Genomic DNA, 25474 nt, shown 5'->3' with positions numbered 1-25474 from the left:
GTCGGGTTACCGTTCGAGTGGCCGTTGTGGGCTTTTCCCGTTTGACACGGGGGCGGGATGTACCGTCACACTCCGCAGCGTCACACCAGCCACCACGCCGCGACCCCAGGGACGAGCGCCTGGGGAGGATTCCCAGCGCCGACCGGAGAGAAGAGCGAAGTTGTCCCCGACCAGCGAGACCGCACAGGGCGGCCGCCGACTCGTCATCGTCGAGTCGCCTGCCAAGGCGAAGACGATCAAGGGCTACCTCGGCCCCGGATACGTAGTCGAGGCGAGCGTCGGGCACATCCGGGACCTTCCCAGCGGCGCCGCGGAGGTGCCGGAGAAGTACACCGGTGAGGTCCGCCGCCTCGGTGTGGACGTGGAACACGACTTCGCGCCGATCTATGTCATCAACGCGGACAAGAAGGCACAGGTAAAGAAGCTCCGGGACCTGATGAAGGACTCCGACGAGCTCTTCCTCGCCACCGATGAGGACCGCGAGGGCGAGGCCATCGCCTGGCACCTCCAGGAGGTCCTCAAGCCGAAGATCCCCGTCAAGCGGATGGTCTTCCACGAGATCACCAAGGACGCGATCCGCGAGGCCGTCGCCAACCCGCGCGAGCTGAACAAGAAGCTGGTCGACGCCCAGGAGACCCGCCGCATCCTCGACCGCCTCTACGGCTACGAGGTCTCGCCGGTCCTGTGGAAGAAGGTCATGCCGAAGCTGTCGGCGGGCCGTGTGCAGTCCGTCGCCACCCGGCTCATCGTCGAGCGCGAGCGCGAGCGCATCGCCTTCCGCTCCGCCGAGTACTGGGACCTGACCGGCACCTTCGCCACCGGCCGCCCGGGTGACTCCTCGGACCCGTCCGTGCTGGTCGCCCGCCTCCAGACCGTCGACGGCCGGCGTGTCGCCCAGGGCCGCGACTTCGACTCCCTGGGGCAGCTCAAGAGCGCGAACACCCTCCACCTCGACGAGGCGAACGCCCGCGCGCTCGCCGCCGCCCTGGAGACCACCCGGTTCTCCGTGCGCTCGGTCGAGTCCAAGCCGTACCGCCGCTCGCCGTACGCCCCGTTCCGTACGACGACCCTCCAGCAGGAGGCCAGCCGCAAGCTCGGCTTCGGCGCGAAGGCGACCATGCAGGTCGCCCAGAAGCTGTACGAGAACGGCTACATCACGTACATGCGTACGGACTCCACGACCCTGAGCGAGACGGCCATCGGCGCCGCCCGCGCCCAGGTCACGCAGCTGTACGGCGCCGACTACCTCCCGCCGCAGCCGCGCTCCTACGCGGGCAAGGTCAAGAACGCGCAGGAGGCGCACGAGGCGATCCGCCCCTCCGGCGACCGCTTCCGCACCCCCGCCGAGACCGGCCTGACCGGCGACCAGTTCCGGCTGTACGAGCTGATCTGGAAGCGGACCGTCGCCTCCCAGATGAAGGACGCGACCGGCAACAGCGTGACCGTCAAGATCGGCGGCGCCTCCGCCGACGGCCGGGACGTCGATTTCAGCGCCTCCGGCAAGACGATCACCTTCCACGGCTTCCTGAAGGCGTACGTCGAGGGCGCCGACGACCCGAACGCCGAGCTGGACGACCGCGAGCGTCGGCTGCCCCAGGTCTCCGAGGGCGACCCGCTGGCCGCCGACGAGATCACGGTCGACGGCCACGCCACCAAGGCCCCGGCCCGCTACACCGAGGCGTCGCTGGTCAAGGAGCTGGAAGAGCGCGAGATCGGCCGCCCGTCGACGTACGCGTCGATCATCGGCACGATCCTGGACCGCGGCTACGTCTTCAAGAAGGGCACGGCCCTGGTGCCGTCCTTCCTGTCCTTCGCCGTGGTCAACCTGCTGGAGAAGCACTTCGGCCGGCTGGTCGACTACGACTTCACCGCCCGCATGGAGGACGACCTCGACCGCATCGCGCGCGGTGAGGCCCAGTCCGTGCCGTGGCTCAAGCGCTTCTACTTCGGCGAGGGCACGCACTCCGGCGCCGCGGCGGACGCGGGCAACGGCGACGGCGACCACCTCGGCGGTCTGAAGGAACTCGTCACCGACCTGGGCGCGATCGACGCCCGCGAGGTCTCCTCCTTCCCGGTGGGCGACGGCATCGTGCTGCGCGTGGGCCGGTTCGGCCCGTACATCGAGCGCGGGGAGAAGGACACCGAGGAGCACCAGCGCGCCGACGTGCCGACCGACATGGCGCCGGACGAGCTGACCACGGAGCTGGCCGAGGCGCTGCTGGCCGAGCCGAGCGGTGATGTCGAGCTGGGTACCGATCCGCAGTCGGGCAATCCGATCGTGGCCAAGCGCGGCCGCTACGGCCCGTACGTCACGGAGATCCTCCCGGACGGCACCCCGAAGACCGGCAAGAACGCCGTCAAGCCGCGTACCGCCTCCCTCTTCAAGTCCATGTCCCCGGAGACGGTGACGCTCGACGACGCCCTGAAGCTGATGTCGCTGCCCCGCGTGGTCGGCGCCGACGCCGAGGGCGTGGAGATCACCGCGCAGAACGGCCGCTACGGCCCGTACCTGAAGAAGGGCACGGACTCGCGCTCGCTCACGGCGGAGGAGCAGCTCTTCACGATCACGCTGGAAGAGGCGCTGGCGATCTACGCCCAGCCCAAGCAGCGTGGCCGGGCCGCCGCCAAGCCGCCGCTGAAGGAGCTGGGCGAGGACCCGGTCTCCGCCAAGCCGGTCGTGGTCAAGGACGGCCGCTTCGGTCCGTACGTCACCGACGGGGAGACCAACGCCACCCTGCGCTCCGGCGACAGTGTGGAGGAGATCACCCCGGAGCGCGGCTTCGAGCTGCTCGCCGAGAAGCGGGCGAAGGGGCCCGCCAAGAAGACGGCGAAGAAGGCCCCCGCGAAGAAGGCGGCCACCGCGAAGAAGACGGCCCCGGCGAAGAAGACCGCCGCCAAGAAGACGGCGGCCAAGACGACGACGGCGGCCGCCAAGAAGACCACGGCGAAGAAGACGACCGCCAAGAAGACCACGGCGGCCAAGGCGACGGGCTCCGGCTCGGAGGACTGACCCCCGCGCCTCTCCCCCGCTTCCGCGTGCGCGGACACCCCGGTACCGGCTCGGTACCGGGGTGTCCGCGCTCCGGCGTGCGCCCCTTAGGGGATCAAGGTGTGAGGGTCAGGGAAGGGGTGGGGACAAGGGGGGCATGGGGGTGGGTGGCTGCGGATAGGCTGAACGCATGACGCGAGCCGAGCAGCCAACGGCCCCCCACCCAGCACCGGACGACGCCCTCGTCGCGGATTCCCGCGAGCGAGCCGTCCGTTCACTGCTGCGCCGACCCGACCTGCGCCGCCTCTGGAGCGCGCAGCTCGTGAGCGGTGTCGGTGACGCCCTCGCGCTGCTCGTGCTGGTGGTGCTCGTCCTCCAGGCGGCCGTCGCCGACGGCTCCTTCGGCGGCGGATACCGGGGCGCGGCGTTCGCCGTGGCGACGGTCTTCGGCGCCCGGGTGCTGGCCACCGTGCTCTTCGGCGCCGTCCTGCTCGGCCCGCTGACCACGCTCACCGCCCAGGACGGCCCGCTCGACCGGCGCTGGACCATGGTCGGCGCCGACGGTCTGCGGGCCGCGCTGCTGATCGTGGCGCCGCTGTGGATCGACTGGCTGCCGGGCGACGCCCTGACCGTCCTGCTGGCCACCGCCTTCGTCACCGGCGTGGCCGAGCGGCTGTGGACGGTGTGCCGGGAGAGCGCGGCCCCCGCGCTGCTACCGACCCCGCCCCCCGAGGGCGCGTCGGTGCGGCCGCTGCCCGACCACCTGGACGCCCTGCGCCGCCTGTCGCTGCGCACCGCTTTCGTGGCGCTCCCGCTGGCCGCCGCCGCCCTGGTCACCGCCTCCCTGTTCAACAACCTGCTGGGCACCGGCATCGCCTGGTTCGACCAGCACCACGCGGCCCTCGCGGCGTACGTCGCGGCCGGTCTGTTCGCCGCGTCCGTGTCCGTGCTGACCGCGCTGAAGCTGCCCGGCACGCGCACCCCGCGCCCGCGCTCCCCGCTGGAGGGCCTGCGCCGCCCGCGCACCGGCACCGGCGTCGACAAGGGCCGCACGGGCGCCGTGCTGCTGCTGGTCATCGCCTGCGCCGCGGTGGCCGGAGCCATCTCCGCCGCCGTCGCGGTGTGCGTGCTGCACGCCTCCGACCTGGGCGGCGGCCCGGTGCTCTACGGCCTGCTGGTGCTCGGCCTGACCGGCGGTGTCGGCGTCGGCATCCGCACCGCGCCCGCCCTGCTGCCCTCGCTGTCCCGGCGCAGGCTGCTCGCCCTGGCCATCGCGCTCACCGGCGTTGCCCTGCTGGCCGCGGGTCTCGTCCCGGACGTCACCACCGTCCTGCTGATCCTCACCCTGGCCGGCGTCGGCGCGGGCATCTCCGCGAACACCGGGCACGCCCTGCTCGACCAGGAGACCGAGGACTCCCGCCGGGGCCGGATCACCGAGCACCTGCACGCCGTCGTCCGGGTCTTCATGGCGCTCGGCGCCCTGATCGCCCCGGTCGTCGCCGGGCTCATCGGCCGCCACCGGCTGGAGAGCGGCCGCTTCGTCTTCGCGCACGGCGGTGCCTCCTTCACCCTGATGCTGGTCGGCGCGCTGCTGCTGCCGGTGGCCGTGCTCGTCCTCGCCAAGGTCGACGACCGCTCTGGCATCCCGCTGCGCCAGGACATCAAGGACGCCCTGCTCGGCGGCGACGACCCGGTGACCGCCCCCGCGGCGAACGGTTTCTTCATCTCCCTGGAGGGCGGTGACGGCGCGGGCAAGTCCACCCAGGCCGAGGCCCTCGCCGAGTGGATCCGCGCCAAGGGCCACGAGGTGGTCCTGACCCGTGAGCCGGGCGCCACCCCCGTGGGCAAGCGGCTCCGCTCGATCCTGCTGGACGTGTCCGAGGCGGGCCTGTCGCACCGCGCGGAGGCGCTGCTGTACGCCGCCGATCGCGCGGAGCACGTCGACACCGTCGTACGCCCCGCCCTGGAGCGTGGCGCGGTCGTCATCTCGGACCGGTACATCGACTCCTCCGTCGCCTACCAGGGCGCGGGCCGTGATCTGTCGCCGACCGAGATCGCCCGCATCAACCGCTGGGCCACCGGCGGACTCGTCCCGCATCTGACCGTCCTGCTGGACGTGCCGCCGGAGGTCGCGCGGGAGCGCTTCACCGAGGCACCGGACCGGCTGGAGTCCGAGCCCGCCGAGTTCCACGCGCGCGTGCGGGCCGGTTTCCTCACCCTGGCCGCCGCCGACCCCGGCCGCTATCTGGTCGTGGACGCGGGCCAGGAGCCCGAGGGCGTCACCTCCGTGATCCGGCACCGGCTCGACACCGTGCTGCCGCTCTCCGAGGCCGAGATCAAGGCCCAGGAGGAGGCGCGGAAGAAGGCCGAGGAGGAGGCCCGCCGCAAGGCCGAGGCGGAGGCCGCCCGCAAGGCCGAGGAAGAGCGCGTGGCACGCGAGCGCGAGGAGCAGCTGGCCCGCCTGCGCGCCGAGGAGGAGGAGCGCAAGCGCCGCGAGCTGGAGGAGGCGCAGCGCCGCGAGGCCGAGCGGCAGGAGGAAGAGGCCCGCCGTCGCGCCGAGGAGGCGCACCGCCGTGCCGAGGAGGAGCGTCAGCGTCTCCTCGCGGAGGAGAAGGCCCGCGCCGAGGAGGAGGCCCGCCGCAAGGCCGAGGACGAGCGGCGCCGCAAGGAGGCCGAGGAGGAGGCCCGGCAGCGCGCCGAGGCCGAGGCCCTGCGCCTGGAGAAGCAGCGCAAGGCCGAGGACGCCCTGCTGCGCGCCGAGGAGGCCCGCAGGCGCGCGGCCGAGGCCGCGACGGCGGCCGACACCGCCGCCCGCAAGCCGTCCGAGCGCGAGCGCGCCGTCCCGGACGCCCCGGCGCCCCGCGCCACCGACGACACGGCCGTGCTGCGCCCGGTGCGCGACGGCGGCTCCGAGTCCGAGGTGACGGCCGAGCTGCCGCAGCCGCCCGCCCCGCAGGGCGCGGCGGACGAGACGGCGCTGCTGCCGAAGTTCTCCGACCGGGACGCCGACGAGACGGCCGTGCTGCCGCCGGTGAGCTCTGTCGAGGAGACGGCCGTCCTGCGGCCGGTCCGCGACGACGAGGACCGCACCCGCGAGATCCCGCAGCTCGGCGCCGACGGCAAGCCCCGGCGCCCGCGCCCCGACTGGGCCGAGGAGACCCCGCTGGACGACCTGCCGTCGCTCGCGGACGAACTCCTCGGTTCCTATGACGAGCACGACGCGCACGACGAACGTGGTCGGCACGACGACGGAGGCCGGCGCGGCCGGGGTCGGCGCGGCTGACCGGGCGGAACCAGGGGGCGGTGTCCACCGGGCGCTTCGGCGTCGCGGAGGGTGCCGCCCTTCGCCGTGCGGGCACTGTCGGCGGCGCTGTCGGTGGTCCCCCGCACAATGGACGACGGAACACGAAGTGACGGAAAGGGCGGCGTGACCCATGAGCGTCTGGGACGACCTCGTCGGGCAGGAGAAGGTGAGCGCGACGCTGGAGGCGGCCGCGCGGGACGCCGACGCGCTCGTCACGGCCGCCGCGGCGGACCAGCCGCCGCCGGAGGCGTCGAAGATGACCCACGCCTGGCTGTTCACGGGCCCGCCCGGCGCGGGCCGGAACCAGGCGGCGCGCGCCTTCGCCGCGGCCCTCCAGTGCGTGAGCCCCGATCGCGCCATGGGCGGCACCCCCGGCTGCGGCTTCTGCGACGGCTGCCACACCGCGCTGCTCGGCACCCACGCGGACGTCTCCTCGGTCGCGGCCGTGGGTGCGGAGATCCTGGTCAAGGACATGCGGGACACGGTCCGCAAGTCGTTCACCAGCCCGGCCAACGGCCGCTGGCAGATCATCCTGGTCGAGGACGCCGAGCGGCTGAACGAGAAGTCGGCCAACGCCGTCCTGAAGGCCGTCGAGGAGCCCGCCCCACGCACGGTCTGGCTGCTGTGCGCGCCCTCCATCGAGGATGTGCTGCCGACGATCCGCTCCCGCTGCCGCCATCTGAACCTGCGTACCCCGCCCGTCGCGGCCGTCGCCGACATGCTGATGCGCCGCGACGGTGTCGAGCCCGACGTGGCCGCGGCCGCCGCCCGTGCCACCCAGGGGCACGTCGACCGGGCCCGGCGCCTGGCCACCGACCCGGAGGCCCGCCGCCGCCGTGCCTCGGTACTGAAACTGCCGCTGCGGCTGGACGAGGTCGGCGCCTGCCTCAAGGCCGCCCAGGAGCTGGTCGACGCCGCCGCCGAGGACGCCAAGCAGCTCGCCGAGGAGATGGACGGCAAGGAGACCGACGAGCTGAAGGCGGCGCTCGGCGCGGCCCAGGGCGGACGGCTGCCGCGCGGCACGGCGGGTGTGATCAAGGACCTGGAGGACATGCAGAAGCGGCGCCGCACCCGCACCCAGCGCGACAGCCTCGACGTGGCCCTGGGCGACCTCACCGGCTTCTACCGCGATGTCCTCGCCCTCCAGCTCGGCTCCCGGCTGGCCATCGCCAACGAGGACGCCGAGGACTCCCTCCAGCGCGTCGCCCGCGCGGGCTCCCCGGAGTCCACCCTGCGCCGTATCGAGGCGATCGCCGCCTGCCGTGACGCCCTCGACCGCAATGTGGCCCCGCTGCTGGCGGTGGAGGCGATGACGATGGCACTGCGCGCGGGGTGACGCCACAACCTGGACGCAGAGCACGCGGGGCGTCGCTCAGCGTTACGCTCGCCTGATGGACACCAGGCCCTCCCCGTCGCCCCCGCCCGCCCGGCCGCCGCTGGCGCGCCGTCCGTTCCGGCCGATGGCCGCCTCCCGCGCCACGGCCCGGACGGCAGCGGCCCTGCTCGCGGCGTCCGCGCTGCTCGTGTCCGGCTGCGGCGCGAGCGGTACGGGCTCGGACGGCACGGTGGGGGCGGCGCTGGCCGCGCTGCCGATGTCGACCCCGTCGGCGCTGTCGCCGTACTACGCCCAGAAGCTGAGCTGGCGGAAGTGCGGCGCCGCCGGTTTTGAGTGCGCGACGATGAAGGTGCCGCTCGACTACGACAAGCCCGCTTCCGGCGACATCAAGCTGGCCGTCTCCCGGAAGAAGGCCACCGGCAAGGGCGAGCCGCTCGGCTCGCTGCTGGTCAATCCGGGCGGTCCGGGCGGCTCCGCGATCGGCTACCTCCAGAGCTACGCGGCCCTCGGCTACCCCGCCGAGGTGCGCGCCCGTTACGACATGGTCGCCGTCGACCCGCGCGGGGTGGCCGGCAGCGAGCCCGTGGAGTGCCTCGACGGGCGCCAGATGGACACGTTCACCCAGACGGACATGACCCCCGACGACGCCAAGGAGAAAACCGCGCTGGTCGGCGCGGACCGGAACTTCGCCGAGGGCTGCGGGAAGCACTCCGCGAAGCTGCTCCGGCACGTCTCCACCGTCGAGGCGGCCCGTGACATGGACGTCCTGCGCGAACTGCTCGGCGACAAGAAGCTGAACTACGTCGGCGCGTCGTACGGCACCTTCCTCGGCGCGACGTACGCCGGGCTGTTCCCGCACCGCACCGGCCGCCTGGTGCTGGACGGCGCGATGGACCCCTCGCTGGACGCCCGGCAGCTCAACCTGGACCAGACGGCGGGCTTCGAGACGGCGTTCCGGGCGTTCTCGGCGGACTGCGTCAAGCAGGCCGACTGCCCCCTGGACGGCAAGGACGCGACACCCGGGCAGGTCGGCGACCGCCTGGAGAAGTTCTTCCGCGCGCTCGACGCCCACCCGCTCCCGGCCGGTGACGCGGACGGCCGCCGCCTGACCGAGTCGCTGGCCACCACCGGGGTGATCGCGGCCATGTACGACGAGAGCAGCTGGGAGCGGCTCCGTGAGGCGCTGAACTCGGCGATGGACGAGAACGACGGCGCGGGCCTGCTGTCGCTCTCCGACAGCTACTACGAACGCGACGCCCGCGGCCACTACAGCAACCTGATGATGGCCAACGCGGCCGTGAACTGCCTCGACCTCCCGCCCGCCTTCGACGGCCCGGAGCAGGTGGAGAAGGCGGTGCCGGAGTTCGAGAAGGCGTCCCCGGTGTTCGGCCCCAGCCTGGCCTGGGCCTCCCTGAACTGCACGTACTGGCCGGTGCGGGCCACGGGCGAGCCGCACCGCATCGAGGCGAAGGGCGCGGCGCCCATCGTGGTGGTCGGCACCACCCGCGACCCGGCGACCCCCTACCGCTGGGCCCAGTCCCTCTCCCGCCAGCTCTCCTCCGGCCGCCTCCTCACCTACGAGGGCGACGGCCACACCGCCTACGGCCGCGGCAGCACCTGCATCGACTCCGCGATCGACACCTACCTCCTCCGCGGCACCCCGCCCACCCAGGGCAAACGCTGCACCTGACACCCCTGGTACCGGCCCCGCCCACCGGGGCCGGTACGAACCATCCCCCGCACCTGTGTAGACTTACCGACGTTGCCGCCCGCACCCCGGTGCGTCCAACACGCCGCTTTAGCTCAGATGGCCAGAGCAACGCACTCGTAATGCGTAGGTCTCGGGTTCGAATCCCGAAAGCGGCTCAGTTGAACCCCAGGTCACATCACCCGTGACCTGGGGTTTTCTTGTCTCGGGCGCCCCCTCGGCACGCGTGTCCGGGCTCGGGTTTCGTCAAAGGGGTTGTGACGTAGGTGCGTTGCAGTTCATGAGGCCGTGTGGCCATGATGTCTGGCATGACTGAGCACGGGGGTGCGGCGGAGCAGTCGCGGAACATACCAAGGTCACGCCTCGACGACCACGCGGTGATGAGCGGCCCGGTGCGGTCGGCGTCGCACGGCGGGGGCGAGTAGCCGTGGGACTTCTGGACGACCTCAAGGACAAGGCCAACGCCGGTCTGGGCAAGCTCGAGGACGGCGTCGACGCGGGGAAGAAGCTCGTCGGCGAGGGTGTCGACTGGACCACGGACAAGATCGGTGACGGCCTCGATCACGTCGGTGCGCACGGCGCCGCCGACGCGGTCGAGGACTGGGGCGACGACGTCGCCTCCGACCTCGGCGCCACCCCCGGTGAGCAGCAGCTCGGCCAGACCGAGGAGGCCGACGAACTCGTCCACGGCGACCCGGACAAGATCCGCGAGGCCGCGAAGCACCTCAAGGACTTCCACACCGCGTTCGACCACGTCAGCTCCGGCATGCGCAAGGTCGACTCCTCCGGCTGGGTCGGCGAGGGCGGCGACGCGTTCCGCGAGAAGTTCGGCGTCCATCCCGCCAAGTGGGCCCACGCCGCCGACGCCTGTGAGAAGGCGAGCGGCGCCCTCGACGCGTACGCCGACACGGTCAAGTGGGCGCAGGGCAAGGCCAAGGAGGCCGTCGAGCTCTACAAGAAGGGCAAGAAGTCCTCGGCCGACGCGGCCGACGCGTACAACAGGAAGGTCGACGCCTACAACGCGAAGATCAAGGCGGACGAGGACCCCGGCCCCCGGCCCGAGCCGTTCCACGACCCTGGCAAGGCCGACATCAAGAAGGCGTACGACACGCTCGCCGAGGCCCGCAAGCAGCGCAACACCGCCGCCGGTGACGCCCAGGGCAAGGTGAGGGCGGCCCTCGCCCACGCCCCGGCCGAGCCCCCGCCGCTCGACCGCCTCGGCAACGACATCGTCGACGGCTACCAGGCGTACGACACCGAACTCACCCACGTGGTCGGCGGTGCGCTCAAGGGCACGGCCGGCCTGGTGAACTTCGCCCGCGGCCTCAACCCCACCGACCCCTACAACCTCACCCACCCCGCCGCCTACCTGCAGAACGTCTCCATGACGCTCTCCGGCCTCACCTCCACCGCCGCCCACCCCGAACGCATCGTCACCGCGGCCGTCGACGGCTTCAAGAAGGACCCCTCCGAGTTCGTCGGCCGTCTCATCCCCGAGCTGATCGGGACGAAGGGCGCCGGTCTCGCCCGCAGCGGGGTCCGGCTGGGGGTGCGGAGCACCGAGCGGGCGGCGCTCCGCGAGGGCGAGAACGTCGCGCGCAAGGCGGCCACGAAGGAGCCGCACCCGGAGCACCCGCGCGAGAAGGTCGAGAACGACCCCAGCGACCCGGTCGACCTGGTCACCGGCACGATGTACCTGCCGCAGACCGACGTCACGCTGCCCGGCACGCTCCCGCTGGTCTTCACCCGCCGCCTGGAATCGGGGTCGCGGCTCGGCCACTGGTTCGGCCCCTCCTGGACCTCGACCCTCGACCAGCGCCTGGAGATCGACGCCGAAGGCGTCATCTTCGTCACCGAGGACGGCCTGCTCCTCACCTACCCGCACCCCGCGCCCGGCGTCCCGACCCTCCCGACCGTCGGCAGCCGCCGCTGGCCCCTGGACCGCGTCGACGAGGGCTACACCGTCACGGACCCGCACACGGGCCGCACCTGGCACTTCACCGATCGGAGTGCCGACCGGTCCGTACTGGAACAGATCGACGACCGCAACGGCAACTGGATCACCTTCGAGCACACCCCCGAAGGCATCCCCCTCGCCGTCACCTCCTCCGGCGGCCACCGCCTCACCCTCACCGTCGAGGACGACCGCGTCACCACCCTGTCCCTGGCCGGCGCGGCGCCCGACGGCACCGACCAGGAGATCAAGCGCTACGCCTACTCCGAGTCCGGCGACCTGACCCAGGTCTTCAACTCCTCGGGCCTCCCGCTGACGTTCACGTACGACGACCGCGGTCGCGCCATCTCGTGGACCGACAGCAACGACCGCTCGTACACCTACGAGTACGACGACCAGGACCGCTGCGTCGCCGAGGGCGGTGAGGCGGGCCACATGACGCTCCGCCTCACGTACGGCGAACGGGACCCGGCGACCGGTCACCGCGTCACCACGGCGACGACGGGCGAGGGCCACACCCGCCGCTATCTGATCGACGCCGCGAACCAGGTGATCGCCGAGACGGACCCGCTGGGCCATGTCACCCGGTTCACGCGGGACCGGTTCGGACGGGTGCTGACACGGACCGATCCGCTGGGGCACATCACCACGTGCGGGTACGACGACGCGGGCAACGTCGTCTCGGTGACCCGCGCCGACGGCCGTGAAGTGACGGCGGAGTACGGCGACTTCGACCGCCTCACCCGTATCCGTGGCACGGACGGCAACACCACCCGCCACACCTACGACGATCGCGGCAACCGCCTTACCAGCACCACCCCCACCGGCCACACGACCCACTTCACCCATGACGGAGCGGGCCGCCTCACCTCGGTCACCGACCCGCTCGGCCAGGTGACCTCGGTCCGCTGCGACCGCGCGGGCCTCCCGGTCGAGATCACCGGCCCCCTCGGCGCCGTCATCCGCTACGAACGCGACACCTTCGGCCGCCCGGTCACCATGACCGACCCCACCGGCCTCACCACCCGCCTCGAATGGACCGTCGAAGGGCAACTCGCCCGGCGCACCGCACCCGACGGCACCAGCGAGACCTGGACCTACGACGGCGAAGGCAACTGCACCACCCACACCGACCCCGTCGGCGGCACCACCCGCTTCGAGTACACCCACTTCGACCTCCTCACCGCCCGCACCACCCCCGACGGCGTCCGGCACGAGTTCACCCACGACGCCGAGCTCCGCCTCACCCGCGTCACCAACCCGCAGGGCCTCACCTGGGACTACGCCTACGACCCGGCCGGACACCTCAGGTCCGAGACCGACTTCGACGGCCGGACCCTCGCGTACGTCTTCGACCCCGCGGGCCACCTGGTCTCCCGGACGAACGCACTCGACGAGACGACGACGTACGAGCGCGACGCGCTGGGGCGCACCCTCCGCAAGGACGCGGCAGGCCGAGTGAGCACCTTCGCGTACGACCTCTCGGATCAGCTCGCCGAAGCGGTCGGCCCCGACGGCACCCGCCTGACCGTCCTCCGCGACCAGTACGGCCGCGTCCGCACGGAAACGGTCGACGGCCGCACCCTCAGGTACGACCATGACGAACTGGGCCGCCGCACCGGCCGCACCACCCCCACCGGCGCCCGCACCACCTGGTCGTACGACGCCGCGGGCCGCCGTACGGACCTGGTCGTCTCCGGCCGTCCCGTCGACATCGCCTACGACGACGCGGGCCGCGAACTCACCCGCGGAATCAGCGACTTCCTCACCCTCACCCACACCTACGACCCGATGGGCCGCCTGGCCACCCAGACCGCGGCCACGGACGGCGAAACCCTGCTGCAGCGCCGGGCCTACACCTACCGCGCCGACGGCAACCTCACCGCCCTCGACGACCACCTCGACGGCCCCCGCACGTTCACCCTCGACCCGGCAGGCCGCGTCACCGCCGTCCACGCCACGAACTGGTCGGAGTCGTACGCCTACGACGCGGCGGGGAACCAGACCACGGCCTCCTGGCCGGCCACCCACCCCGGCCACGAAGCCACCGGCGACCGCACCTACACCGGCACCCGCATCACCCGCGCCGGCCAGGTCCGTTACGAACACGACGCCCTCGGCCGTGTCACCCTCCGCCAGAAACCCCGGCTCTCCCACAAGCCCGACACCTGGCGCTACGCGTGGGACCCGGAAGACCGCCTCGCCCAGGTCACCACCCCCGACGGCACGGTGTGGCGCTACACCTACGACGCCCTGGGCCGCCGCACCTCGAAGCAACGTCTGTCGGCAGACGGCACGACGGTGACGGAACAGGTCGTCTTCAGCTGGGACGGCACCACCCTCTGCGAACAGACCACCTCGGCACCCGACGTCCCGAACCCGGTCACCCTCACCTGGGACCACCGCGGGCTGCAACCGATCGCCCAGACCGAACGCATCACCGCCGCCGACGCCCCCCAGACGGAGATCGACTCCCGCTTCTTCGCGATCGTCACCGACCTCGTCGGCACGCCACGCGAACTCGTGGCGGAGGACGGTGAGATCGCCTGGCACACCCGCACCACCGTCTGGGGAAGCACCACCTGGAACACCACCGCCACCACCTACACCCCACTCCGCTTCCCGGGCCAGTACTACGACCCCGAAACCGGCCTCCACTACAACTACTTCCGCCACTACGGCCCGGAGACCGGGCGTTATACGACCCCCGATCCACTGGGCCTGGCCCCCGCACCCAACCCCGTCACCTACGTGGTCAACCCGACCACATGGTCCGACTCGCTCGGCCTCGCTCCCGACTACCAGTCGATCTACAAGGCCCCCCAGCGGGGGCAGGGTGACATTCAAGAATCCCTGGGATACCGGGCCGAAGACTTCCCGGGCGGACCCCATGACCCCTACTCGGACGGAAATGCGTATTTCGCCAAGGAGCGTGAACTCGCAGATAAATATGCCCAGCATTATGGTGAAGGCGTCATAGAGATCAAGATTCCCCTGGAAGAGTATGATCTTCGCTTCGGGCAGTACGAGCGCCCTTACGAGGGCGGGCCCCTGATCGAGCTCGAGATCCCGAACACTTCCGTGGAGGATCTGAACCACTACCCCAGAGTGAGGCACAGGTAGCCATGGAAGGCGAATGGGAAGACGCAAAGCTCCGGCATCCGGTCGGCAGTAAGACCCACGGGGTGGTCCGCATTCGACGACCGTTCGGAGTTTTCATCGAGCTGGACGGCTCTCCCGAAGTGATCGGATTCCTGGACATCGCCTCGTACAACCCCGATCCGCCGGTGCTCGACCTGCCTGAGGTCGGCGCGAAAATCTCCGTCGAAGTGGCTTTCCACGACGAACAGAAGAGGCAGATCAGAGTTCGGGTGGGCGAACCGTTCTGGAATGATTCACGATGACCGCTGAGCTCTCCCCCCGAAACAGCGAGGTTCTCGCCCCGCTCTACGGGCCGGCCCCCCTGGACCTGCGCTCCGTCAGACTCCGGTCCGTGCACCTCGACTGGCACGGCCCCACCGTGACGCTGCGGCTGGACCTGCCCGCTCCGCCCTTGCCGCTGCCGGAGGAATGGGAGGCCGCGGATGTCGACACGGTGCAGGGGCAGCTCCAGTTCCTCGCCGTGGAGGATCTGGAACTGGACGACTGGGAGCCCGGACTGCCCGTCTCTTTCGAACTGGCGGTGCGCAGTGGGAGCAGGCACAGGATGCGCGTCGCGGTGTCGCACGACGGTAAGTCCGAATTCCTTCGCTTCACCGGAAGTGCCGATGTGCTCGTCGGCCATGTCAGCGGATTCCGGGCCGGTCCGGAATCCGCTGACAGCGGGCCTCACCACTTCCTCGGCAGGCTCGACGCCAGGCTCCACACCACTGTTCCCGACCCGAGCGAGAAGACTTTCCATGAAAGCCTCTGAGGGTGCTGCCGAGAGCAGCCCGGAACTCCCGGCACTGTGCGCGCACGACGTCCTGAGCGACAGCGACCTCTTCTACGTCCATTTCGACGAACGAGGCCGCTCCGCCACTCTCGGATTCTCCCGCGTGCACGGCGCCGAGGGCTTCGAGTTCTTTCTCCGCTTCCATGACGTACGGGATGTGCGCGTGCGGGGCTGGGGTGCCCCGGGCCAGAAGGACGTCCACGTCGAAAGAGCGGCCGACGGCACGGTCCAGGTGTCCGCTTCCTCCGACGGATCGTCGCTGCGGTTCCGCGCCGCCGATGTCGCCCTGTCGAGAACACGCGATTTCCTCGCGGCGTCGAGCAGTTGAGTACCGTCCCCGCCGAGGGACCGCGGATCAGTCCTCGGTCGGGGTGCCGAGTTCGGTGACCTCGGTCCAGTGCACGGTCTCGTCGGTCGCGCTGAGCTGGTTGTCCCAGTTGTCGACGGCGATCACGGCGTACATCACGTTCTCGCCGTCCGCCGCGCTGGTGTGGAGGAACGAGGTGGTGTCCGGGCCGAGGTATTCGACGCGGTGGGCGAGCCAGACCTGGCCGCCGTCGCCGTCGTCGTACTTCTCGGCCTTGAAGACCTCGTACCGCTTCAGGTCGGACTCGGTGTTCGGCGTCCATTCCAGGAGGACGCCGTCCTCGCGGGGCGTCGCCGTCAGGCCGGTGACGGGGGCCGGGGCGACGAGATCGCCGTCCGTGGTGGCCGAAGCGGGCGCGGAGACGGGGGAACGGTGGTCGCCCATGTCCACGGCGACCACCGTGTAGGTGTAGGTGGAGCCGTGCTCGGCCGTCATGTCGGTGTAGGTGCTTCCGGACACGTCCGTGTACAGGTGACCGTCGCGGTAGACCTCGTACCGTTCGACGTCGCCGCTGGTCGAGCGGGCCCAGCTCACGACGATGCCGGTGCCCGGCTTGAACACGGCCGTCACGTCGGTGACCGGTGCGGGGGCGTGGTCGTCGCGCGTGGCGGAGACCGTCGCGCGCGTCTGCGAGGTGTTGCCCGCCGCGTCGACGGCGGCGACGTAGTACGTGTAGCCCGTGCGCTCGGCGGCGGTCGTGTCGGTCCAGAAGGCCGAGGACGGCGTGGCGACCTGGGTCACCGGGGCCTCCGGGAAGCCCGGTTCGGTCTGCTGTCGGCGGAAGACGGTGTACTTGGCCGCACCCGCGACCGGTTGCCAGGCCAGGGCGACGCCGCCCTGCCCGTCCGTCGCCGTCAGGCCGGTCGGCGCCGCCGGAGCGGTGCGGTCCACCGTGGTGGCGGACACGTCCGCGCTGCCGGTGGACTCGCGGCCGGCCTTGTCGACGGCGCGCAGCTCGTAGAAGAAGGTCTGGCCGGTCACGGGCGGCGCGTCCACGAAGGACGCCGAGGTGAGAGGACCGGTGCCGCTGACCCTGGCCCAGCTCGCGCCGCTCGCCCGCCGGTACACGCGGTACCCGGCGAGGTCCATCTCCTTGTTCCGGGTCCAGCGCAGCGTGGCCTTCGCCGTACCGCGGTCGTACGCGGCGGTGAGCCCGGTCGGCGCCAGGGGCTTGACCGTGTCCGTCCTGGCGTCGGTGCGCGGGGTGTACGTGAAGGCGGCGGAGGCGTAGCCGGTCCACGCGACGTAGTCCACGCGGAGCGTGTGTCTGCCCGCGGGGATGGTCAGGTCGACGGTCTTGCGCGCGGTCGAGGAAACGTTCCGCCACAGGTCGATCCGCCGCATGCCGTCGACGTAGACGCGCATCCCGTCCTGCGTGGCCGCGGCGAGCCGGAACGGGCCGCCGGAGCCGAAGTCACGGGTCACGGACCAGCGGACGGAGAAGTTGTCCTTCGGCAGGGTGACCCCGGCCGGGTCGCCGTAGCCGTAGTTCTCGGATATCGCCGAGTCGCAGGCGGTCAGCTTGGGCGTGCCCTTGAACGAGGTGTTCGCGTAGTACTGCGCGGTCCAGGACGGCGAGGCACAGGTGACGGCGGAAGCCGGGGTGGCGGTCAGCAGACCGCCCGCCGTGGCGAGCGCGGCCGTCAGAGTCGCGGCTGCCATGCGGGTACGAGTCATCACAGGAAGTGGGGCCCTTTCCGGACCTGCGGAAACACGGACAAGTGATGTTCGTGTGACCGATGAGGTGGGGTCGGGGTTGCCCTGGACGAGCCATGACTTTCCGGTCGCCGTTCCGCCGCGCGGGGCACCGCCTCAGTGCGCCAGCTTCAGCCCCGCCACGCACGCGATGATTCCGAGCAGCAGCACGATCTTGACCGTACTGGCCGGTTCGCCGTCGAAGAGCATCGCGTAGGCCGCCGTGAGGGCCGCGCCGATGCCGACCCAGACCGCGTAGCCGGTGCTGACCGGGACCGTGCGGAGGGCGAAGGCCAGGCCCGTCATGCTGAGCAGCAGGCCGAGTACGAAGACCACGGACGGCAGCGGGCGGCTGAAGCCTTCCGACTTGCCGAGGGCTGTCGCCCACACCGCTTCCAGCATTCCCGAGATCACGAGCGCGATCCATCCCATGTCGAACTCCACGCGCCGTCTTGTCGTGGGCTGGGTACGGCGCACCTCGTCCAGGAGCCGCGATCGAGCTCTGTCAGCCATGGTCGCACAGCGGACGCGTCCGCTCACTTCGCGTCGGCGTAGCACTCCACCACGGCCGTGCTGAACGGGAAGCGGACCGGGGTGTCGCCGAAGGTGAGGCGGGCCGCCAGGACGGAGGCTTCCCGGATGGCCGCGACGACCTGCTCGGCCTCCTCGGCGGGGCAGTGCACGATGACCTCGTCGTGCTGGAAGAAGACCAGCTCGGCGGCGAGGTCCGCGCACGCGCGGCGCAGGGCCGCCAGGAGCAGCAGCGCCCAGTCGGCCGCGCTGCCCTGGACGACGAAGTTACGGGCGAAACGGCCCCGGCCGCGGTCGCCCGACGTTCCCCAGCCGGACATCTCCGCCTCGCCGAGCGGGATGCCCGCCTCCTCCGCCACGTCCGCTCCGGCCACCGGCGGGCAGGTGCGGCCCAGCCAGGTGCGGACCAGGCGGCCCTCCTCGCCCGCGCGGGCCGCCTCGTCGACGTAGGCCACGGCCTTCGGGTAGCGGCGGCGCAGCGCGGCCAGGTTCTTCAGGCCGTCGCCCTTGGTCTGGCCGTAGATCGCGCCGAGCACGGCCAGCTTGGCCTGGTCGCGGTCACCGGAGAAGGCGCGGTCGGACACGGACTGGTAGAGGTCGCTCTCGCGGGCCGCGACCTCCATCAGGCCGGGATCGCGGGAGATCGCCGCCAGCACCCGGGGCTCCATCTGGGCCGCGTCGGCCACCACCAGCCGCCAGCCGGGGTCGGCCACGACCGCGCGCCGGATCACCTTGGGTATCTGCAGCGCGCCCCCGCCGTTGGTGACCCAGCGCCCGGTGACCGTGCCACCCGCGAGGAACTCCGGACGGAACCGGCCCTCGCGCACCCAGTCCCGCAGCCAGGACCAGCCGTGCGCCACCCAGATCCGGTACAGCCGCTTGTACTCCAGCAGCGGGGCCACGGCCGGGTGGTCGAGGGACTGGATCTCCCAGCGGCGGGTGGAGCCGACCTTGATCCCGGCCCGGGCGAAGGCCCGGACCACCTCGGCCGGGAGGTCCGGGCGGACCCGGTGGCCGAAGGCCGTGGACACCTCGTCGGCCAGCTCGGCGAGGCGGCGTGGTTCGCCACCGCCCGCGTACCGCTCGCCCAACAGGTCGGTCAGCAGGGCGCGGTGCACGTCCGCGCGCCAGGGCAGGCCCACGCGGTTCATCTCGGCGGCCACCAGCATCCCCGCCGACTCCGCGCTGGTCAGCAGGCGCATCCGGTCGGGGTGGGCGGTCCGGTCGTGTCTTCGCTGCTGTTCGGCGTACACCTCCAGGAGGCCGGTCAGCGGCATCCGGGTGCCGGACGGCTCGAACAGCGAGGACTGGGCGCCCGGTTCGGCCGCGCGCTGCGGCGGGTCGGGCGGTACGGGGCCGCCCCGGAGACGGGCCAGGGCGGCGGCGGCCGAGCGTGGCTCGCCGTACCGCCCCTCGTGGCCCAGGAGCAGGGTCTCGGCGTCCTCGATGTCGTAGCACCGCTCCACTCGCACCCCCGTGGCGAGCAGGCGCGGGTAGACCTCGGAGGTCGACCGCCACACCCAGCGTCCGGTCTCCGGGCGGCTCCGCACCGCCTGGGCGAGATCGCTCTCGCGCCGGACCGGACCCGCGGGCAGCCCGTCCCGGCCGAGGGGGGCGACGTCCACGCCACCGTCCTCGGCCGGTGCGAGCGCCCACCGGTCGGTCATGAGTGCGAGTGTGGCAGGGGGGTCTGACAATGCGCCTGACCTGTGCTTTCGCCGCGCGGGTCGGCTGTCCTGGCCGTCGTCCGGACGCGGCGGCTGTCCTGCTCGTCGTCCGGACCGGTCAGCCGTCCTGCTCGTCGTCCGGACGCAGCAACCGGTTCTGCTCGTCGTCCGGACGCGTCAGCCGTCCTGCTCGTCGTCCGGGTGGGTGGCCGCCTGCTGGGCGGAGGCCGCCGCCTGCTTCTGCTCCAGGAGCAGCGCCAGCACCCGGTTCACGTACTCCTCGGTGCCCTCCTTGGTGATGCCCAGACCGGTGAGGACGCCCGCGCCGTTCTCCTGCTCCAGCAAGGCCAGCAGGATGTGCTCGGTGCCGATGTAGTTGTGGCCGAGCCGGAGCGCCTCGCGGAAGGTGAGTTCCAGGGCCTTCTTGGCCTCGGGACCGTAGGGGACCAGGTCGGGGGTGGTCCCGGTGGCCGGGGGGAGCGCGGCGGTCGCGGTCCGGCGTACGGCGTCGGCCTCGACGCCCTGTGCCTCCATCGCCTTCACCGCGAGGCCCTCCGGTTCGGCCAGCAGGCCGAGGACCAGGTGCTCGGGGCGGCCTTCCGCGTTGCGGGCGGTCACCGCGGCGTTGTGCGCCGCCATGACGACGTTGCGGGCGCGGGGGGTGTAGCGGTTGAAGCCCTGGCTGGGGTCGAGATCGGCCGACTCCTTGGAGACGAACCGCTTCTGCGCCGCCTGCCGGGTCACGCCCATGCTCTTGCCGATGTCGGTCCAGGACGCGCCCGAGCGGCGGGCCTGGTCCACGAAGTGCCCGATCAGATGGTCCGCCACGTCGCCCAGGTGATCCGCGGCGATCACCGCGTCCTGGAGCTGTTCGAGGGGCTCGGCGTGGGCGGTCTTGATGGCCTCGATGAGGTCGTCGAGGCGTACGGATGCCGTGACTTTCGGGTTGCTCGCCATGTGACAACCGTAGGTTGACACCCCGGCACTGTCAACCGATGGTTGACACTCTCTTCCGGGCTCCCGGATCGCGCCGAGCCGCCGTTGTCCACACCCTGTGGACAACTTCGGCGGCCTGTCGGCGGGGCATGGCACGATCGACCACGTGACCAGCACTGCCAGCACCGTCGAACGCGCCTTCGCGGCCGCTCTCTACGACGACACCGACTCGGGACTCGACACCGGCGCGTCCCTGCTCGCCGCCGACATCGGCGCCGACGCCGAACTCACCCGGCGCGGCGAGGAGTTCATGGCGACCGCCTGGCAGCGCGGGTGGCAGCCCGCCGACGTGGCGCGGCTGGTGCGCCGGGAGCTGGACGAGACCCACCTCGGCCTCACCGCCGCGCTGATCCGTGCCCAGGCGGCGAAGGACCGGCCGCGCGGCCCCCGTTGGACCGCCCAGCTCGACGCCCTCGCCGACCAGCCGGACGCCCGCCCCACCGACCGCTTCTCGCACGCCACCACCGTCCTGGAGCTGTACCGGCTGCTGCTGCGGCTGCCCACGCTGGAGCCGCTGGAGGAACCCCGCCGCCCCGCCGGACCCGGCACCTCCCGCATGCTCGGCCGTATCCGCGCCCTGCTCGCCAAGGCCGAGGGCACCGGGTATCCGGAGGAGGCCGAGGCACTCACCGCCAAGGCGCAGGAGCTGATGGCCCGGCACAGCGTCGACGAGGCGCTGCTCGCCGCCTCCGCCCCGGCGCCGGACGCGCCCGGCGCCTGCCGGATAGGCGTCGAGCCACCGTACGAGCAGGCCAAGGCCGTGCTGCTGGACGCGGTCGCTCGCGCCAACCACTGCCGCGCGGTGTGGAACGAGCCGTACGCCTTCTCCACGGTCGTCGGCTTCGAGGCCGATCTGGAGGCCGTCGAGCTGCTGTACACGTCGCTGCTGGTGCAGGCCACGCACGCGATGGCCAAGGCCGAGGCGGCGCAGCGGGCCGGGGGCCGCAAGCGGACCAAGACCTTCCGGCAGTCGTTCCTCGCCGCCTACGCCCACCGCGTCGGCGACCGGCTCGCGGCCGCCGCCGAGAGCCAGGTCAGCCAGGATCTGCTGCCGGTGCTGGTCACCCGCGAGACGGCGGTGACCGACCGCCTGGAGAGCATGTTCCCGCGGACGACCACCACCCGGCTGCGCGGCATCAACGACGAGGCCGGGTGGACGGAGGGAGCGAAGGCGGCGGACGAGGCCCAGGTGAGGTCCCGCCGACGGCTGCCGTGAGGACGGCGCCGCCGACGGTCACGCCGGAGTCGCCCTGAGCGCGTCACGGACCGCGGCCCGCCGCCCCGGAACCGGCCACGGGCCGCGAGCGCCTGCCCGCCGAGCCCCCGCCCCCGGCCGGAGCCCTAGTCGCCCACCTGCTGGAACGCGCTCACCGACGCGTCCAGGCCGTCCGCGCCCTTGCCCGCGACCGGGCCGAACTTCCACGGGAAGCTCTTCGCGTCCCCGCCGCCCGGCAGCGTGACCTCCATGGTGCCCGCCTTGAGGGCCTTGGCGTCGCCGTCCGCGCCGCGCACGTAGGAGACGGTGAAGGTCGCCGAGGCGCCCTTGGCCAGCTTCAGGGTCTGCGCCTGCGCGCCCTCGCTCACCGCCAGCTTCACCGACCGGTCGCCCTGGCGCAGGGTGACGCCGGGGAAGTGGTCCAGGGTGCAGGGGGCGCTCTGGTTGGTGATGCTGACCGGCACCTCGCCGCTGTCCCCGGCGGCGGGCGCGACGCTCGCGGACCCGACCTCCAGGGCGACCGCGCCGGTCGCGCAGCCCGATCCGTCCTTGCTCTTGGCGCCGTCCGCGCCGCCGTCGTCACCGCCGCCGCAGGCGGTCAGGGCGAGGGCGGCCGCGAGAGCGGTGAGGGTGAGCGGAATGACACGGCGCATGTACTGGTCCCATCGAGGTCGTGACGTCTCCCCGCATCATGGCGCCTTCGCGCGGGGGCCGAGCACCCACCCCCGCCGATTCACCACTTCAGGCGGAGAAACCGGGGAATCGACGGACCATCGGCGGACCATCGGTGGACCTACGACGGCTGGAGACTCGTCGGCAGCCCGGTGGGCAGCTTGCCGCCCTCGGCCCTGGTGTACGACTCCGACCCGGTGCTCCCCTTCCAGGTCACCTTCAGCGCCTTGCCGTCGACCGAGTCGACCGTGCCCTCGGCCCGGCTGTCGTCGCCGCCCTGGCAGTTCAGCCGGATCACGCCCTTGCCCGCCCGCTCGCCCGCCGTACCGCTGCACACCGTGCCGCCGGTCACGAACAGCCCGGCCTGCTTCCCGGTGATCACCAGGGCGATGATCTTGCCACCGCCGGTGGTGACCCAGCTGCCCTGGAGCCCGTCGGAGGCTTCGGCGCCACCGGAGCCGTCAGGGCCGGACGGGGCCGGGGCCGCGCTGCTCGTGGTGGGGGAGTCGTCCGGTGAGCCGTCCCCGCCGCACGCCGTCGCGGTCAGCGCGAGCGCGCCCATCAGTCCCGCCGCCGCAGCGGCCCGCACCATTGCCGTAGCCGTCGTCACGTCAAGCTCCCAACCAGTAGCCGGTCGCCCCGCCGGCCGTGCGCGAGGCCCCCCAGAGCCGGAGGTCCGCAGCAAGTTACCAGCCGTTACCCGGACGAATCCGGGACACCGCGCAACAGGGAGGGAGCGGCACGCGTCCGTCCACGGGGCGGGACGTTCCGATCCGGACTACCTGGCGCGGAAGCGCGGGCGTGGCGCCCGCTCGCGCATGCCACGAGCCGCTTTCGGGCAGACGCGTCAACACCACCTGCCCCAGAGGCTCGGGTAAAGCGGACGTCAAAGCTGTAACCGCGGGAACACCCGCCGTGCACGTGCATCTGCCCATTCATCTGCACATGAACAAGGTTATGATCCGGGTCGATCGACCAGCGTGACGTCGATCAGTGCGACATCGATCAGTACGACATCGATCAGCGACATCGACCAGTGCATCCATGGCCACGATCCACGGCCACATCAGACAGTGCACAGCGGGGAGCGACCTGTGGACCGCTACGTTGACGGCGTGTACGGGGGGTACGACGTGTACAACGGCATGACTGCCACGCAGCTGGACGGCGTGGCCTGGCAGAAGAGCCGCCACAGCAACTCCCAGGGCTCCTGCGTGGAGTTCGCGCGGCTGCCCGGCGGCGAGGTCGCGGTGCGCAACTCGCGTTTCCCGGACGGCCCCGCGCTGGTCTACACCCGCGCGGAGATCGAGGCCATGCTCCTCGGCATCAAGGACGGCGAGTTCGACCACCTCATCGCCGGCTGACCCCGCCACCGGCGGGCCCCCGGCGGCAGCCGCGTCGGCAACGATGTCAACGCTGCTGACCAGCAAGGGAGTTCCGGCCGCTCAGGCGGTGCCGCCCAGCCGGAACAGCGCCCAGACCAGCTTGCCGCCCGCCTCGCCTTCCACGGGGTGCCAGCCCCAGCCGTCCGCGAAGGACTCCACCAGCAGCAGCCCCCGGCCCGACTCGGCGGAGAAGTCGTCCTCCGTCTCGCGCGGCACGGGCGTCTCGTCGCTCGGATCGCGCACCGCGCACACCAACCGGCCGGTCCAGCGCAGCAGATGCAGCCGGACGGGCGCCGAACGCGGGGCACCGGACGGGAGTTCGGCGGGCAGCGCGTGGCGCAGCGCGTTGGTGACGAGTTCGGAGACGACCAGGGCGACGTCGTCGAAGCGGTCGCCGACGTCCCAGTGGCCCAGGGTGGAGCGGGTGAAGTGCCGGGCCTCGCGGACCGCCTCGTAGCGGGCGGGCAGGGCGCAGGAGGCGGCTTCGGACACGGCCGTGGGGTCCAGCGGCGGAAGGCCCTGCCGTAACGGCTTGAGCATGGTCGATCCATTCGTCCCCATGCGAGGCACTCCCGGGATTCGCGGTCGTTGCGAGGCGGCGGTGGCGCGGCACCATGGTTTCGGATGCGCACAGCAGATGCAAGGGCAGATGCACGTGCACGCGGCCGAAATCGCCCTGCGCGTACCGCTTCTTGGCCATTTTTTCCGCCATCGGAGTGCTCAGCACCGCCAGTGGTCGTGACCTATGGCGGGCAGAAACGGTTCAGCTCTTTCCGTTTCCGTAACCGTACGAGTACTGCTTGAAGTGTTTTAGTGGCAGACTCAGGCACTTGAGGACGGTTGGGGAGGCGACGTACGTGAGCGCGGGAGAGCCCGGATCGGTGGTGCGGCGGATGCTGCTCGGCTCGCAACTCAGGCGGCTGCGTGAAGCTCGGGGGATCACGCGCGAGGCGGCGGGCTACTCGATCCGCGCCTCCGAGTCGAAGATCAGCCGGATGGAGCTGGGCCGGGTGAGCTTCAAGACCAGGGACGTCGAGGATCTGTTGACGCTCTACGGCATCGACGACGAGGCGGAGCGCGAGGCGCTGCTCTCCCTCGCGCGGGAGGCCAACGTGGCGGGCTGGTGGCACAGTTACTCCGACGTGCTGCCTAGCTGGTTCCCCACCTATGTGGGCCTGGAGGGCGCCGCGCACCTCATCCGGGTCTACGAGGTGCAGTTCGTGCACGGCCTGCTCCAGACCGAGGACTACGCCCGCGCGGTCGTCCGGCGCGGCATGCGCGGCGCCAGTGCGGAGGACGTGGAGCGGCGGGTCGCGCTGCGCCTGGAGCGGCAGAAGCATCTGCTCGGCGACCACGCGCCCGAGTTCCACATCGTGCTCGACGAGGCCGCCCTGCACCGCCCCTACGGCGACCGCGAGGTCATGCGCGGGCAGCTCCGGCACCTGATCGAGGTCTCCGAGCGGCCCAACGTACGTCTCCAGGTCATGCCCTTCGGCTTCGGCGGGCACTCCGGGGAGAGCGGCGCCTTCACCCTGCTCAGCTTCCCCGAGTCGGACCTGTCCGACGTGGTCTACCTGGAGCAGCTCACCAGCGCGCTCTACCTGGACAAGCGTGAGGACGTCGCCCAGTACGAGCACGCCCTCAAGGAGCTCCAGCAGGACAGCCCGGGCCCGGAGGAGAGCCGCGAACTCATCGCGAGGCTCGCCGAACAGGTGTAACG

At 71.8% G+C, this 25474-nt stretch carries 18 protein-coding genes, 1 tRNA gene and 1 riboswitch; of the genes, 12 read left to right on the top strand and 7 right to left on the bottom strand.

The window, feature by feature from the left end; all coding sequences use genetic code 11:
- Positions 1–160 precede the first annotated feature (160 nt).
- The 9 genes from topA to ACIPPM_RS21815 all read left to right on the top strand — a co-directional run bounded on the left by topA (position 161) and on the right by ACIPPM_RS21815 (position 15553).
- A complete protein-coding gene (topA, locus tag ACIPPM_RS21855) occupies positions 161–3010 on the top strand; it encodes a type I DNA topoisomerase (protein ID WP_401450353.1) in 2850 nt (949 codons plus the stop codon).
- Between the two features lie 169 nt (positions 3011–3179).
- Complete coding sequence (gene tmk, locus ACIPPM_RS21850; protein ID WP_401450350.1) at positions 3180–6272, top strand: dTMP kinase; 3093 nt, start codon at positions 3180–3182, stop codon at positions 6270–6272.
- A 151-nt stretch (positions 6273–6423) separates the two neighbouring features.
- Positions 6424–7629: a DNA polymerase III subunit delta' gene (locus ACIPPM_RS21845; RefSeq protein WP_401450347.1), complete on the top strand. Its 1206-nt coding sequence runs from the start codon at positions 6424–6426 to the stop codon at positions 7627–7629.
- 55 nt (positions 7630–7684) lie between these two features.
- Positions 7685–9319 (top strand): alpha/beta hydrolase, encoded by a 1635-nt coding sequence (locus ACIPPM_RS21840; protein WP_401450344.1) that lies wholly within the window; start codon positions 7685–7687, stop codon positions 9317–9319.
- Positions 9320–9421: 102 nt separating this feature from the next.
- A tRNA-Thr gene (locus ACIPPM_RS21835) sits at positions 9422–9495 on the top strand.
- Between the two features lie 269 nt (positions 9496–9764).
- Positions 9765–14414, top strand: a complete 4650-nt coding sequence (locus tag ACIPPM_RS21830) for a putative T7SS-secreted protein (protein WP_401450341.1) — start codon at positions 9765–9767, stop codon at positions 14412–14414.
- Positions 14415–14416: 2 nt separating this feature from the next.
- Positions 14417–14695 (top strand): hypothetical protein, encoded by a 279-nt coding sequence (locus ACIPPM_RS21825; protein WP_401450338.1) that lies wholly within the window; start codon positions 14417–14419, stop codon positions 14693–14695.
- A complete protein-coding gene (locus tag ACIPPM_RS21820) occupies positions 14692–15204 on the top strand; it encodes an Imm50 family immunity protein (RefSeq protein WP_401450336.1) in 513 nt (170 codons plus the stop codon). The genes ACIPPM_RS21825 and ACIPPM_RS21820 overlap by 4 nt, the downstream gene beginning before the upstream one ends.
- Positions 15191–15553, top strand: coding sequence for a hypothetical protein (locus ACIPPM_RS21815; protein WP_401450333.1), 363 nt, complete (start codon positions 15191–15193; stop codon positions 15551–15553). The genes ACIPPM_RS21820 and ACIPPM_RS21815 overlap by 14 nt, the downstream gene beginning before the upstream one ends.
- Before the next feature lie 27 nt (positions 15554–15580).
- Here ACIPPM_RS21815 and ACIPPM_RS21810 read toward each other — a convergent pair whose 3' ends face one another.
- The 4 genes from ACIPPM_RS21810 to ACIPPM_RS21795 all read right to left on the bottom strand — a co-directional run bounded on the left by ACIPPM_RS21810 (position 15581) and on the right by ACIPPM_RS21795 (position 20442).
- A complete protein-coding gene (locus ACIPPM_RS21810; RefSeq protein ID WP_401450330.1) occupies positions 15581–17254 on the bottom strand; it encodes a fibronectin type III domain-containing protein in 1674 nt (557 codons plus the stop codon).
- A gap of 150 nt (positions 17255–17404) precedes the next feature.
- A complete protein-coding gene (locus ACIPPM_RS21805; protein WP_401450328.1) occupies positions 17405–17719 on the bottom strand; it encodes a DMT family transporter in 315 nt (104 codons plus the stop codon).
- Positions 17720–17728: 9 nt separating this feature from the next.
- Positions 17729–17793: riboswitch (guanidine-III (ykkC-III) riboswitch) on the bottom strand.
- Between the two features lie 30 nt (positions 17794–17823).
- A complete protein-coding gene (locus tag ACIPPM_RS21800; protein WP_401450325.1) occupies positions 17824–19485 on the bottom strand; it encodes a bifunctional 3'-5' exonuclease/DNA polymerase in 1662 nt (553 codons plus the stop codon).
- A gap of 177 nt (positions 19486–19662) precedes the next feature.
- Entirely contained in the window at positions 19663–20442 is a 780-nt protein-coding gene (locus ACIPPM_RS21795) for a Clp protease N-terminal domain-containing protein (RefSeq protein ID WP_401450322.1), read from the bottom strand.
- Between the two features lie 145 nt (positions 20443–20587).
- Between ACIPPM_RS21795 and ACIPPM_RS21790 the strand changes: the two genes are divergently transcribed.
- On the top strand, positions 20588–21697 hold the full coding sequence (locus ACIPPM_RS21790) for a DUF2786 domain-containing protein (RefSeq protein WP_401450320.1): 1110 nt from the start codon (positions 20588–20590) through the stop codon (positions 21695–21697).
- 125 nt (positions 21698–21822) lie between these two features.
- Here the strand turns inward: ACIPPM_RS21790 and ACIPPM_RS21785 are convergent, their stop codons facing one another.
- Both ACIPPM_RS21785 and ACIPPM_RS21780 read right to left on the bottom strand, forming a co-directional pair.
- Positions 21823–22350 carry a DUF4232 domain-containing protein gene (locus ACIPPM_RS21785; protein WP_401450317.1) on the bottom strand — a complete coding sequence of 176 codons (528 nt, stop codon included), beginning with the start codon at positions 22348–22350 and terminating at the stop codon, positions 21823–21825.
- A 140-nt stretch (positions 22351–22490) separates the two neighbouring features.
- The gene (locus tag ACIPPM_RS21780; RefSeq protein ID WP_401450314.1) at positions 22491–22979 is read right to left on the bottom strand and encodes a hypothetical protein; all 489 of its coding nucleotides are present in this window, start codon (positions 22977–22979) and stop codon (positions 22491–22493) included.
- 535 nt (positions 22980–23514) lie between these two features.
- Here ACIPPM_RS21780 and ACIPPM_RS21775 point away from each other — a divergent pair.
- Positions 23515–23733, top strand: a complete 219-nt coding sequence (locus tag ACIPPM_RS21775; protein ID WP_203617983.1) for a DUF397 domain-containing protein — start codon at positions 23515–23517, stop codon at positions 23731–23733.
- Between the two features lie 81 nt (positions 23734–23814).
- Here ACIPPM_RS21775 and ACIPPM_RS21770 read toward each other — a convergent pair whose 3' ends face one another.
- A complete protein-coding gene (locus ACIPPM_RS21770; RefSeq protein ID WP_401450312.1) occupies positions 23815–24294 on the bottom strand; it encodes an ATP-binding protein in 480 nt (159 codons plus the stop codon).
- A gap of 353 nt (positions 24295–24647) precedes the next feature.
- Here ACIPPM_RS21770 and ACIPPM_RS21765 point away from each other — a divergent pair, with 353 nt between their 5' ends.
- Positions 24648–25472, top strand: a complete 825-nt coding sequence (locus tag ACIPPM_RS21765) for a helix-turn-helix domain-containing protein (RefSeq protein WP_401451458.1) — start codon at positions 24648–24650, stop codon at positions 25470–25472.
- Positions 25473–25474: the final 2 nt, after the last annotated feature.

The organism is Streptomyces sp. NPDC090119 (genome assembly GCF_044747085.1).
Taxonomy (GTDB): domain Bacteria; phylum Actinomycetota; class Actinomycetes; order Streptomycetales; family Streptomycetaceae; genus Streptomyces.
The sequence above is the reverse complement of the archived record's forward strand: the minus strand, read 5'-3'. Positions and strand labels throughout refer to the sequence as shown.